The 11,972-nt window shown below is 70.9% G+C and carries 16 protein-coding genes; 10 read left to right on the top strand and 6 right to left on the bottom strand.

The annotated features are described in order from the left end of the window. Nucleotides 1-703 precede the first annotated feature (703 nt). From ABD345_RS02045 to ABD345_RS02035, 3 genes are all read right to left on the bottom strand, one after another. The gene (locus ABD345_RS02045) at nt 704-1,435 is read right to left on the bottom strand and encodes a pentapeptide repeat-containing protein (RefSeq protein ID WP_344549916.1); all 732 of its coding nucleotides are present in this window, start codon (nt 1,433-1,435) and stop codon (nt 704-706) included. A gap of 67 nt (nt 1,436-1,502) precedes the next feature. Continuing rightward, nucleotides 1,503-2,222 carry a WbqC family protein gene (locus tag ABD345_RS02040; RefSeq protein WP_344549915.1) on the bottom strand — a complete coding sequence of 240 codons (720 nt, stop codon included), beginning with the start codon at nt 2,220-2,222 and terminating at the stop codon, nt 1,503-1,505. A gap of 28 nt (nt 2,223-2,250) precedes the next feature. Beyond that, on the bottom strand, nt 2,251-2,916 hold the full coding sequence (locus ABD345_RS02035) for a YdcF family protein (protein ID WP_344549914.1): 666 nt from the start codon (nt 2,914-2,916) through the stop codon (nt 2,251-2,253). Between the two features lie 404 nt (nt 2,917-3,320). Between ABD345_RS02035 and ABD345_RS02030 the strand changes: the two genes are divergently transcribed. From ABD345_RS02030 to ABD345_RS01995, 8 genes are all read left to right on the top strand, one after another. Then, nucleotides 3,321-3,563: a hypothetical protein gene (locus ABD345_RS02030; RefSeq protein ID WP_344549913.1), complete on the top strand. Its 243-nt coding sequence runs from the start codon at nt 3,321-3,323 to the stop codon at nt 3,561-3,563. Then, a complete protein-coding gene (locus ABD345_RS02025) occupies nt 3,535-4,056 on the top strand; it encodes a DUF6879 family protein (protein ID WP_344549912.1) in 522 nt (173 codons plus the stop codon). The genes ABD345_RS02030 and ABD345_RS02025 overlap by 29 nt, the downstream gene beginning before the upstream one ends. A gap of 36 nt (nt 4,057-4,092) precedes the next feature. Continuing rightward, nucleotides 4,093-4,944 carry a helix-turn-helix domain-containing protein gene (locus ABD345_RS02020; RefSeq protein ID WP_344549911.1) on the top strand — a complete coding sequence of 284 codons (852 nt, stop codon included), beginning with the start codon at nt 4,093-4,095 and terminating at the stop codon, nt 4,942-4,944. Nucleotides 4,945-5,029: 85 nt separating this feature from the next. After that, nucleotides 5,030-6,214: a cyclophane-forming radical SAM peptide maturase AmcB gene (gene amcB / locus ABD345_RS02015; protein WP_344549910.1), complete on the top strand. Its 1,185-nt coding sequence runs from the start codon at nt 5,030-5,032 to the stop codon at nt 6,212-6,214. Beyond that, nucleotides 6,211-6,438, top strand: a complete 228-nt coding sequence (locus ABD345_RS02010; RefSeq protein ID WP_344549909.1) for a hypothetical protein — start codon at nt 6,211-6,213, stop codon at nt 6,436-6,438. Before amcB ends, ABD345_RS02010 begins: the two co-directional genes overlap by 4 nt. Nucleotides 6,439-6,524: 86 nt before the next feature. After that, the gene (locus tag ABD345_RS02005; RefSeq protein WP_344549908.1) at nt 6,525-7,202 is read left to right on the top strand and encodes a pentapeptide repeat-containing protein; all 678 of its coding nucleotides are present in this window, start codon (nt 6,525-6,527) and stop codon (nt 7,200-7,202) included. A gap of 15 nt (nt 7,203-7,217) precedes the next feature. Continuing rightward, nucleotides 7,218-7,955, top strand: a complete 738-nt coding sequence (locus ABD345_RS02000; protein ID WP_344549907.1) for a hypothetical protein — start codon at nt 7,218-7,220, stop codon at nt 7,953-7,955. 208 nt (nt 7,956-8,163) lie between these two features. Next, nucleotides 8,164-8,400, top strand: a complete 237-nt coding sequence (locus ABD345_RS01995; protein WP_344549906.1) for a DUF397 domain-containing protein — start codon at nt 8,164-8,166, stop codon at nt 8,398-8,400. Between the two features lie 101 nt (nt 8,401-8,501). Here the strand turns inward: ABD345_RS01995 and ABD345_RS01990 are convergent, their stop codons facing one another. From ABD345_RS01990 to ABD345_RS01980, 3 genes are all read right to left on the bottom strand, one after another. Beyond that, the gene (locus ABD345_RS01990; RefSeq protein ID WP_344549905.1) at nt 8,502-8,720 is read right to left on the bottom strand and encodes a DUF397 domain-containing protein; all 219 of its coding nucleotides are present in this window, start codon (nt 8,718-8,720) and stop codon (nt 8,502-8,504) included. Nucleotides 8,721-8,871: 151 nt separating this feature from the next. Beyond that, the gene (locus ABD345_RS01985) at nt 8,872-9,090 is read right to left on the bottom strand and encodes a DUF397 domain-containing protein (RefSeq protein WP_344549904.1); all 219 of its coding nucleotides are present in this window, start codon (nt 9,088-9,090) and stop codon (nt 8,872-8,874) included. Continuing rightward, nucleotides 9,087-9,944: a helix-turn-helix domain-containing protein gene (locus ABD345_RS01980; RefSeq protein WP_344549903.1), complete on the bottom strand. Its 858-nt coding sequence runs from the start codon at nt 9,942-9,944 to the stop codon at nt 9,087-9,089. Before ABD345_RS01980 ends, ABD345_RS01985 begins: the two co-directional genes overlap by 4 nt. Nucleotides 9,945-10,306: 362 nt before the next feature. Here ABD345_RS01980 and ABD345_RS01975 point away from each other — a divergent pair, with 362 nt between their 5' ends. Together ABD345_RS01975 and ABD345_RS01970 are read left to right on the top strand one after the other, a co-directional pair. Beyond that, the gene (locus ABD345_RS01975; protein ID WP_344549902.1) at nt 10,307-10,921 is read left to right on the top strand and encodes an ATP-binding protein; all 615 of its coding nucleotides are present in this window, start codon (nt 10,307-10,309) and stop codon (nt 10,919-10,921) included. 467 nt (nt 10,922-11,388) lie between these two features. After that, nucleotides 11,389-11,961 (top strand): DUF5753 domain-containing protein, encoded by a 573-nt coding sequence (locus tag ABD345_RS01970; RefSeq protein ID WP_344549901.1) that lies wholly within the window; start codon nt 11,389-11,391, stop codon nt 11,959-11,961. The last annotated feature ends 11 nt before the right edge of the window (nt 11,962-11,972 follow it).

The raw sequence follows: 11,972 nt of genomic DNA, 5'->3' as shown, positions 1-11,972 counted from the left end.
GGGTGCGGTACTGCCTTCGCTGCAAAGGCCCGGCTGCCAGCCGGACTGTCGCTGAACCCTGCCGCGGCGTAGGGGGTGCCCGCGGCTGTGACCGCGCGGGGCTGCTTGCCGGCCCGCCGGTGGGGGCGGTCCCGAGGGCAGGCGGCAGGCCCGATGGCGTCTCCCGGGCGGTGGAGGGTGGGATCGCCGGGGTGGCGCCCGCACGTCGGAGTGCTGCAATCGACGTTGGGTGAGGGTTTGGCTGAGGAGAGTATGCGGCGACCGCAGCGACCCGTCAATGAAAACTTCCGGACATCAGACTGAAACTTTTGCCCTGGCGTGAAGGACTGTCGCTGGCCGACGGGTCCGGCAGGAAGGGTGGCGCCCTGCCGACGCAGGCCCTCTCTGGCCTTTGCGCTCCTGCAGCCTGAAGACCTGACATGGCTTTGAACAGCAGGAATAGTCCAATCGCCGACTCTCGCAATGATGGGGCACTTCTGTCGACCGGGACGCGACCGGCCCGACCTCCGTGTGGGCCTCGGCATCATGTGCCCATTGACTGGGCAAGAACTCCGATCTAGTGTCCAAGTTCATTCGATATAAAGAGCGAAACTTTCGGAACTTCTCTTTCTGGCTTCACGGAGTTCGGCCGTGAAGCCACCGCGGTGAGCCACGCTGCAGAAACACCGGATGAAGGCGCTGACTGCGGTACCCCTTGTGAGCTTCACCGACCGAGCGGCCTACCCGCTTCGCCCGCTCGGGCCGGGCGGCCCGGGATCGGGTCGTCCAGGTCGTCACCGAAGACCGCTTCGAGCTCGGCGACCAGGGCGCGGGCGAGTTCGGCCTCCTGCCCCCGGTCGATGATGACCTTCGCGAGGTTGCTGGCGCCGCGGATCTCGGAGAGGTCGTTGCCCCGGAGGTCGAACTCCCGGTAGGAGCCGTGCTCGAACTCGGTGCGGCGGAGCACGGTTTCGTCGAGGACGACCCGGGTGAGGTCGCAGCCGGTGAACGTGGCATCGGTCAGCGTGCACTTGGAGAAGACGACCGGGCCCGCGGCCCGGACCTTGGCGAAGGTGGCGAAGTCGAGCTTGCAGCCCTGGAAGAGGACGTTGTCGAGCACCAGGCCCGACAGGGCCGCGCCGAGGAGCTTGCAGTCGCGGAAGACCGTGCGGGAGAGCTTGCTGTCACTCCACTGCACGGCCCCCAAGTCGCAGCCCATGAACTCCACGGACTCCACCCGCACCTCCTCCATGCGCACGTGCTCGGCGCCCAACCCGGAGACGCGCCCGCTGCTCAGGGTGGCATCGGCCAGTTCCAGGGCCCGCAGGTCGGCGTCGGCGTAGCGGAACTCCTGGAGGAGGCCGCGCGGGTTGTCGAGGGAGGTGACGTTGGAGAGGTAGCCGTCGTCGAACCCGGGGAGGGCGAGGGTGACGCGGCGGAAGGTGCGTTCACTCATGGTGCTGCTCTCTCTCGTACCGGGGTGCCGGGCCGCGCGGCGGCGGGCCCGGCACGACGTGCTGCTGTTACTTGCTGCGCTTGTCCCAGTTGTCCCACGTCGACCGGTTGTCGAACTTCGCGACGGCCCGCGGCCCGTGCACCATCAGCCCGTGCACCGCGCTGAGCACCCGCGCGCCCGCCCAGACCCCGTCCTCCGGCACGACGAACTGCCGCAACCCGAGCCCGGCGTCCACGAACCGCTCCGACTCGATGTACCGGCTGCCGCCGGTGCCGCACAGGTAGGTGCTCGCGCCGACCGCCCGGCACAGGTCCACCAGCCGCTGGGTCCGCCCGGCCCCGGCCGGCAAGTCGCTGCTGCGCACCACCCGGCCTCTCCAGCCGAGCAGGTCGCGGAGCAGCAGGGTGGATGCCTGGGTGATCTCGGCGGTCCGGTCGGTGGCGCCGATCAGGTCGAGCAGCGGGCAGAGCCGGTCGGCGAACTCGGGCCAGAACGGGGAGGTGCGGTACTGCTCGCGGAGGATCCCTTCGACCCGCCGGCGGGTGCGTGCCGGGTCGACCAGGCGGGCGTCCCGGATCAGGGTGGCCCGGTCGTGTGGGAGTCGGGTGGGCAGGGACGGCCACCGGGTGGTGCCGCCGCCGTGGAGAGTGCCGAGGCGGGCGCGGTCCTGGTAGTCGCGACGGGTGTGCTGGACGTCGTCCAGCACCACACACACGTCCGCCGACGCGATCTTCGCCAACGTGGCCAGCCGCGGCAGGAAGTTCGGCTGGTGGATCGCGCACACCACCGCCCCGGTCCCGCCGGTGGGCGATCGGTCATAGGAGTCGGCTGGTGAAGCCGGCGTCGATGAGCCGCTGGTAGGCATCGTGCACCCTTCCCGGTACGTCCTGGGCGACGGCAAAGCCCAGTCGGGGGTACTCGATGGCCCGTTGGAAGTCGCCCACCAGGCTGTCGATCACCAGGCTCTCGTCGCCGATCGTCTTCACGTAGTCGTGCAGGTCCATCGGGGCGGAGGCGCACACCGCCTCCACCTCCGGCCACACCTTGCGGCACGTCGCGTACGCCCGCCGCTCCATGTACGGCATCGACACCAGCAGCACCGACGACACCGCCACCCCGGCGCCGTCCAGCACCGCCCGGCTGAACTCGATGTTCTGGCCGGTGTTGCGGGCCTTCGGCTCGATCAGCACCGCGTCCTCGGGCACGCCGAGGCCGATGGCGTGCTCGGCGAAATGCACGGCCTCGCCGCGCGGGAAGTGGTCCGGCCGGGACGGGTTCGGGCCGCCGGTGAACACGATCCGCTTCACCAGGCCGCGCAGGTACAGCCCGGCGGTCTCCGCCGCCACCCCGAGGTCGTGGGAGCCCAGCCCGATCGCCACGTCGCACGGCCGCAGCTCGTGGCCCATCTGCTGGTAGTCCCACAGCAGCGCGGTGTCCGCCCACTGCTGGTCGGTAATCTCGCGCTTCGTCGCGCCTGTCACGTATCTCTCCTGATTACCTGAACATGGCCACAGCGCCCCCCAGTTCGAGTTCCTTGCGGATGCCGTCGATGCTGCGGAGCTGGTGGCTCATACCGTACGTGGCCGCCGTGGCGGCGGCTGATGTCCGCGCAGCCCAGGCCACTGACACCGTCACCCTGGCCACCCCGCAGGCACTCGGCCACGCGGGTCGGCGGCAGACGGTGACGGAACAGGAACTCCTGCGCGTCCGGGGCGTGGTGACGCCCCGGGGAAGGCCGGGATGTCCTTCGTCCTCGCCGCAGTGCGGGGCAACCCGGGCGGATGGCAGCAGAGTTGGCCCGAATCGCTCTGCTGTACGCGATCGGTCGCGGGCAGCATGGGATGCCATCGCAAGATCTCGCAACCGACGATCACAGGGGGAGCAGATGCGGCTAACGTTCATGGGGAAGGACCCGAACAGCCCGGACGGCGACTCGCCGACGATCTGGGTGGACGAGGAGACGAAGGACCTGGTGATCCAGGGGTGGAAGGCCGACGCGGAGACGGAGGCCGAGTGCCGGGCGACCGGCCGCATCCCCGACCACGAGGCCGTCGTCCGCGTGCCGGCGCGGCTCGCGCAGGCGATCAGGGAGGCACTGGATGTCGCCGAGCGCGACGACGAGGATTGACGAACTGCTGCGCAGCGCCACCCACTCGGCGCTCCACCTGGAGATGCGCGACGGCTACATGCAGGACGACCCCGCGCTGCACGCCTGGCGGGACGGGCACCGCCTCGACCCCACCGACCGGAAGTCGTGGTGGCGGCCCTGGCTGGACGTCATCGCCGAGACCGTCGGCCGCGGCGTGGAGATCCGCCGGGCCCGGATCGTCTCCGAGCCGGTCAGCGAGTACATCCGCTACGAGTACGACGTGACCTTCCCCAACGTGGCGGCCGGGGAGCAGGTGCGGTGGCTGCCGCGGCGCAACGCCAGCACCATCCCCCTGCCAGGCAACGACTTCTGGCTGTTCGACGGCCAACTGGTGCGCTGGGGGCACTTCTCCGGCGACGGAGACTCCCTCGGCGGCGAACTCACCGAGGACCCGACGGCCGTCCGGCTGTGCGCCGACGCCTTCGAACAGGTGTGGGAGCGGGCTGTCCCGCACGACAAGTACACGATCTGACCAGCAGGAGCACGAGCACACCGGACCGACAGCCCCATGCCGCCCTACACCCCGTCCTCCAGCGTCGTCGCCGCCCGCAGAGCCCTGGCCGAGCGGCTGCGCGATCTTCGCCGGGACGCCGGGATCACCGGCGACGAGCTGTCGGCCCGGTGCGGCTGGAACCCGGCCAAGACCTCCCGCCTGCAGTCCGGGAAGGCCGCGCCGTCGGACGCGGACATCCGGGCCTGGTGCCGGGCATGCGAGGCCGAGGAGCAGGTCCCGGAGCTGATCGCCGCCTCCCGCGCGGTGGAGTCGATGTACGTCGAGTGGCGCCGCCTGGAGGCCGGCGGGCTGCGCCAGGCCCAGGACTCCGTCCTCGACCTCTACCGCCGCACCCGCCGCTTCCGCGTCTACGCCTCCCGGACGATCCCCGGCATGGTCCAGACCCGCGCCTACACTGAGGCCGTGCTGCGCGCCGTCCAACGCTCCCGCGGCACCGCGGACGACGTGGACGCCGCGGTGGAGGCTCGGATGGCCCGCCAGCGGATGGTCTTCTCCAGCGGCGCGACGTTCGCACTGCTGGTCGAGGAGTCGGTGCTGCGCGGCGCGGTGTGCGACGGGGAGGCGATGGACGGGCAGCTCGGCCACCTCATCACGGTGAGCACCCTGCCGCAGGTCAGCCTCGGCGTGATCCCCCTGGCGACCGGCCGCACCCGCTCCCCGGCGGAGGACTTCTACCTGTTCGACGACGCCCAGACCTCCGTCGAACTGGTCAGCGGACACCTGCGGCTGACGCAGCGCCACGAGCTGGAGATGTACGCGGGCGTCTTCACCGAGCTGTCCCGCATGGCCCGCTTCGGCGCCGAGGCCCGGGCGCTGATCGCCTCCGCCATCGACCGCCACCGGTAGGCGCGCAAGAACTCGCAAGATCGTGGTCCCCGGGAAGCGGTACCTCCTAGCGTCGAGGCAACGCCACTTCACGGAGAGGCACCAGATGCGACCAGCACCGACGACCTCGGCAGCCCGCCCGCCGACGCCCGACCCCAAGGCCCGCTACCTGAGCTGGATCACCGACCGGCCCCGGCAGGTCGTCCTCCAGCCCACAACCTTCTGCAACCTCGACTGCTCCTACTGCTACCTGCCGGGGCGCGGGGTGAAGACCACGATGCCCCTCCAGGTCGCCGAGGCCGTCGCCCGCTCGGTTGCCGAGCTGACCGCCGCGGGCGGCCCGCCGGTGCGGATCATCTGGCACGCGGGCGAACCCCTCGCCCTCGGCCGAACCCGCTTCGCTCAACTCCTCGCGCCGTTCGAGCCGCTGCGCGCCGAAGGCCGCGTCCAGCACGCCGTCCAGACCAACGCCACCCTGATCAACCGCCGCTGGTGCGACCTGCTCGCCGCCCACGGCGTCCGTGTCGGCGTCAGCATCGACGGGCCGCGCGCCCTCAACGCCCGCCGCGTCGACCGCACCGGGCGGCCCGCGTTCGACCGGATCCTGCGCGGCATCAACGCGCTGCGCGAGCACGGCCTGCCGTTCTCGGTGATCTCCGTAGTCAGCCGCGAGAGCCTGCACGCCCCCGAGGCGCTGCTCGACTACCTCGCCGCCCTGGGCTGCCGCTCCATCGGCCTGAACATCGAGGAGCACGAAGGCGTCAACACCAGCCGGGCCGTCCCCGACCTCACGGACAGCATCGACTTCTGGGCCCGGGTCCTCGCCTGGAGCCACAACCGTCCCGACACGCCGCCCGTCCGCGAACTCGACCGACTCGGCGCCTACCTGCGCATGGTCCGCGACGGCACCCGCCCGCAGTGGGAGGACGCCCGCCACGACCCGATACCCACCGTCGCCGCGAGCGGCGACGTCGTCCTGCTGAGCCCCGAACTCGCCGACACCCCCGCGCCCGACTACGACGACTTCCGCGCCGGCAACGTCCTCCAGCAGCCGCTCGCCGCGATCCTCGCCGACGCCCACCGACTGCGCTACGTGGAGGAGTTCCTCACCGGCCTGGACAACTGCCGGACCGGCTGCGAGTTCTACGACTTCTGCCGCGGCTCCCAGGCCGGCAACCGCTACTTCGAACACGGCACCTTCACCGCCACCGAGACCGCGTACTGCCGCGCCACCGAACAAGCCCTCGTGACCGCCGCCGCCAACACCACCCGGAAGGACACCGCCGCGTGAACACCCTCGCCACCCTCACCACCGCCGACTCCCCGGAACTCGACCACCTCCTCCAGCGCGCCGCCCCCACCACGACCGCCGCCGGCTGGGACAACCAGCCGACCTGGACGAACAACCCCGGCACGCCCTGGAACAACCAGCCCTCCTGGGACAACACCCCCGTCAACCCGTGGAACGACTGGCACAACGGCCCGGCCTGGAGCGACTTCCCGAACAACCGCTAGCCGCCCGCACCCCTGCCAGGATCAGCACCACCCGGCCGGGCCCGCACCGCCGCGGGCCGGCCCCCGACCCAACCCGGAGCACCACCGTGAAGACCCGCACCTACGGCACCACCCGCGTCACCCTGCCCGGCCTCGACGCGACCGACCAGCACCTGCAACCGGTCGGCCACCTCGGCGGCGACAGCGTCCGCGACTTCCTCTACGCCGACGTCGACCTGCGCGACCTCGACCTCATCGACACCGCCCTGCTGGCGGGCCGGATCCGCAACCTCTCTGCCCAGCGCACCACCCTCGAAGGAGTCCGCCTGTCCTCGGTGGAGATCACCGCCACCACCATCTCCTCCCTGGCCTGGTCCGGCAGCCGCGCCACCCAGACCCACTGGGCCGCCAGCCGCCTCATGGGCGCCACCATCACCGGTGTCGCCCTCACCGACGTCCTCTTCGAAGGCTGCCGCCTCGACTACGCCACCTTCGAGACCGTCCGCGCGAGCGGCACCGTCGTCTTCGACCGCTGCGTCCTCACCGAGGCGACCTTCACCGGCTGCGACCTGACCGGCGCCGTCTTCCGCGACTGCACGCTCGACCAGACCGTCTTCGGCCGCGGCAAGTACCGCGACACCGACCTGCGCGGCAACGACCTGAGCACCATCAGCGGCACCGCCAACCTCACTGGAGTCCTGCTCGACCCCGCCCAGCCCGACCAGCTCATCCGCGCGCTGCTCACCGAACTCGACGCCACGGTCCTACCGCTCGACCAGACCTGAGAAGGAGGCCCTGTCGTGCCCATCGCCGTCCCGCCCTCCGGCCTGGCTGCGCTGACCGCCCGCGCCGAGCAGGGGACGCTCCGGACCGAGGACCGCGACCCGGCCTACGAGCCCGGCGCCGTGGTGCCCACCGGCCGGTGGGCGCCCCTCACCCCGGCCGCCGTCCGCCACCTGGCCGCCGCACCCGGCACCCCCGCGAACCTCCTCACCCAACTTGTCTCCCTGCCGCCCGCCTTCGACCTGGACCAGTCCCTCGCCACCCCCACCGGCGCCACCCTGCTGCCCGCCGTCGCCGACGGCCCGGTCCACTTCCTCGGAACCGTCACCAGCCCGCCCGGCCAAGCCACCACCACGCTCAACCACCTCGTTGGCCGTCAACTCGGCGTCCACCTCGACAACTTCGACCGCCTCCCGTACCCGCGACGACACCTCTCCCGCCGCCGCCTGTGCGTCAACCTCGGCCCCGGCCCCCGCTACCTGCTCCTCGGTCACCACGACGCCCAGCACATCACCCGGGCCGTCCACCCCGACGACCACACCACCCGCTGCCCCCACACCGACGACCTCCGCCAGTACGTCGCCGCCGGCGGCGACCCGACCTGCATCCGGCTGCGCCTGGAACCCGGCGACGCCTACCTCGCGCCCACCGAACTCCTCCCGCACGACGGCTCCACCGCCGACCTCGACCAGCCCTCCACCGCAGCGTTCTGGCTCGGCACGTTCCTGGCCGATGCCTTCCCTGCCCTCGGCTGATACCCCGGACGACCGCTCGCCCGCCGTACGACCGGAACCCAGCCCGCTCGTGCCCGCCCCTCCTGGAAGACCCCCGTGACGCACACCCGCGCCCCCGCCGACCGCTTCAACCAGCCGGAGAACCCCTTCCCGTTGCGAAACGGGATACTGGCGGATGCCCGCACCGAAGCGGGCCCGCCCGTGACCGCCCTCGCACCGGAGGCCAGCAGTGCCCGACGAACCGACCCAGCCCCGGCCGCCGAAGCCACACGACCTCGACCTCACCGGGGCGCAGTGGCTGGCCGCCGCGGACGCGCCCGAAGGCCCCCAGATCGCGTTCGTCGGCGAGTACATCGTGATGCGCCACGGCGGGGACCTGGACGCCCCGCCCCTGATCTTCACCCAGGACGAGTGGCAGGCGTTTCAAGACGGCGCGGCCAACGGGGAGTTCAACAACCTGCCCTGACCGGCCAACCGGACACGGACAGCCGCCAGGGGAGCACCGCCGGGAAGCCTGCGGGCAGGGACGCCCAGCAGATGCTGGGAGGACGTGGGGGAGCCGCCCGGTCAGGCGATCGGCACGAGCTGACCGGCAGCGACGGCGGCCAGGAACGCGCCAGCAGCGTCCGGCTGGTGAACATGCGCGGGACCGTCGGGGTCCTTGCTGTCCCTCACGACCACCGTGCCGGCGTGGCCCGCCAACTCCATGCAGTTATCGTTCGGGTTGCTGGCGGACGCCTTCCGCCACGTCACGGGCAGGGCGGAAGCGGTCGGGTAGAAGGCCATCGCGGGCTCCTCGGCTGCGTCTTGGGCAGCTCGACCGCTGCTCCTCGGCCGGGCCACCGTAGCGCCGCCGCCCCGAGCCCGGTAGACGGCCGCCAGCATGCCGACGGCCCGGCACCCGCCAGGGCGCCGGGCCGCACAGGGGTTGTCTGGCTCAGACGACCGGCACGAGTGTGCCCCCGGCAACCGCAGCGAGAAAGGCATCGAACTGCCCCTTCGTGTGGGCGTGAGCGGGGCCGTTCGGGTCCTTGCTGTCCCGGACGACGATCACCTCAGCATGACCAGCGCACTCGACGCAGTTCTCGTTCGGGTTGCTGCCCTTTGCCTTCATCCACGCGACCGGAAGGGTGGAAGCATCGGAGTAGTAGGTCACTTGAGCTGTTCTCTCTTCTCGCGGATGAGCTTGAGGGAATCGTCGAGACCGAGGGCTGTCGCCATGATCTCGTCGAAGGCCGTGCGGAAGGTTTCAACCTCCGCGGCCTTCTCGACCCACCTACTGCTGATCATGTCGCTCAGCAGGACCAGGTCGAGGTCTCGGTGCGGAAACTCCAGAAGCGTGAACGGGCCGCTCATTCCCGGATGGGGAGGAGCCATGGCCGGCATGATCTGGATGGTGATGTTGGGCAGGGCGCTCCATTGGATCAGCCTGTCCAACTGGTCCTCCATCACGCCGTCGCTGACCTTCATGCTCAACGCCGACTCGTGGATGACCGCCCAGAGCTTCAAAGGGTTCGTGGCACGAGTCAGGACCGCCTGCCGGTTGATCCGGACTTCGACTCGTTCCTCGACGCTCGGAGTCTGGTGGACGCCGGACGCGATGATGGCGTGTGCATACCGCCGTGTCTGGAGCAACCCCGGAATGTAGGACTGCTCGTAGGACCTGTTCCCGACGGCGGTCTCTTCGAGCCGGATCAGGTCCTGGTGAAGCGGGTTGAGATCGCCGTATCCAGCGACCCAGCCAGGTCGGCCGTTGTCCCGAAGTCCTTCGAGTAGCACTTCGGCCAGTGCCGGATCGCACTCGTAGTGGTCGAGGAGGGCCTTCACCACGTCCGGCTTGAGCTGCACTTGGGCGTTCTCATATCGAGAGAGCTTGACGAGGTTCATCCCCGCGATAGCGGCCACTACGTCGCTGGCTGACTCTCCGCGCTCCTTGCGGAGCCGCTGCAACTCGACTGCGGCTCGCCTGTACCGCACCTGCGGTGCTGCGGCGCGCTGTGCTGCGGCCATTCGTCCCCTCCGGATCTGTCCGTGGACCAGTGTGCACGCCCCGACCGGTGGTTCGCCACCACGTAGTGGCTCACTGAGGCGGTGCATTGCCAACAGAGCTGAAAATTTTCATATTTGAGCGACGTGGCTTGCGCTGACGATGCGTTAGACCTCATGCTGTTCGTCACGGATAGCAGTCCAACGGTGACACATGTCGCTCCGAGGGGCCATGCTCTCCGGTTCCTCGCCAGCACTTCGCATGAAGCCGCTCCCCGCCGAGTCGCCGCGTTCGCGCGGCCGGCGGGCGGCGTGCTCTCGACGGTCTCTGGGCCGTCCCGGATTCACCCCCAGCCGCACCACCAGACCGGCCCGGAGGATCTGCCATGCCTGCACTCGTCACCCACTTCACCGTCCCCGCCGTGCACGCCTCGGTCGGCGGGGTCCGCGACCAGCTTGTCCGCGGGCTGTCGGACTTGCTGAACCCCGATCAGCTGTACGCCGTCCGGCTCGCGGCCTCGGAGCTCGCCACCAACGCTCTGGAGCACGGAGTGGGCGGTGAGGACGGCAGCCAGGACCTGCGGGTCGAAGCCGCCGCGGACCGCGCCGCCGGCATGCTGCGGGTCACCATCACGGGCCCTTGCCGGACCCGCTCCGTACCGCAGCGCGCCGCGAGGGGCCTGTGGGCGGAGTCCGGGCGCGGCCTGTCGATCGTCGGGGCGTTCGCCGACAACGTCGGCTCGGAGCTGCGGCCCGGCGACGACGGGACGCTCCAGCGGGCGGTCTGGTTCGAACTCGTCGTGCAGTTCCCCGAGCAGCCCGGCGCCGAGGCCAGCTCCATCGTCGACCTGGTCGGTCGGCGCAGCGAGATGCCCCAACGGGCTGGAGCAGGGCGTTCGTCGGTCCGCAGAGCGGCGGGCCGCTTGGCCCGCCTTCCCCGCCGGGTGGTCTCGCTGCGGTGGCCCGAGCCGCGGGCCGCGCCCGGCCGAAGCGCCGCCTGATCCGATTCCGGCCCTGGACTTCGGGGCCATCCGATCTTCACGACTGCTGGTGCAGCACCCTCTTGGCCGTGTGGGGGACGGGAGGGTGTGCGCCAGCCAACTCCGACCCGCCTACCCCTTCGGCAGGTCGGAGCGCCGCCCGGAACAGTCGGGCGGGTCGCCCCGGGGTCCGTCGACCGAACGGGACCCCGGGGCGGCCAGCGGCACTTGACCGACAGGAGGCCGGCGAGACGGGCAGCGCGGACCAGCTACCGCCGAAGCGGGCGCTCTGCGAGACCCAGCGGCAACCCGCGCGGATCGGGCACCGGATCGCCTCGGCATGACCGCCCGACAACGCGCGGCAGGGGAGGAGCCCCTGCTGCGGCCAAGTCCGCCGGTCCTGCGCCACGGCGGACACCCAGCCAAGCGGCCGTCACCGACGGCTTCCCAGTCATGCCCTACAGGGCATCGTTGAACAGGAGAACACGATGGAACTCGCCGCTGGCACCGTGGAGTTGGTGCCTCTCCAGAGCGGTTTTCTGGAGCTGCTGCGCTCCGCGAACCACATCCAGGCGTTCGAGAACACGATCGTGCAGGGGGCGCTCCAGACGGAGGCGTACGCCCGCGCCGTCTTCGAGGGCGTCAGGGGGCTGTACCCCGTCTCGGCCGACGACATCGACGCCGCGATCAAGGCGCGGCTGGCCCGCCGTGAACTCATCGACGGCGAGCGCCAGTTCGAGATCATCCTCACGGAGCACGCCCTGACCGCGCCCTTCGCGGACGAGGATGTGATGCGCGGGCAGCTGGCCCACCTGCTGGAGTGCCTGGACCTGCCGGGCATGACCATCGGCGTCATCCCCCAGGGCACCGTGCTGAGCCAGCCCTGGGCCTTCATGCTCACCAACGCGGTCCGGGTCGACCTCGACCAGTACGGCGGCCCCCTCACCGTCACCGACCCGGCGGAGGTCGCCCGGTTCCGGGGGCTGTTCGCCGAGCTGCGCGGCCTCGCGGTCTTCGGGGACGCCGCCCGCACGCTGATCGCCAGCCGGATGCCCGCCTGATCCGAGCCCCG

The organism is Kitasatospora saccharophila, assembly GCF_039529925.1.
Lineage (GTDB): Bacteria > Actinomycetota > Actinomycetes > Streptomycetales > Streptomycetaceae > Kitasatospora > Kitasatospora saccharophila.
This window is presented reverse-complemented; position numbering and strand designations above follow the sequence as displayed.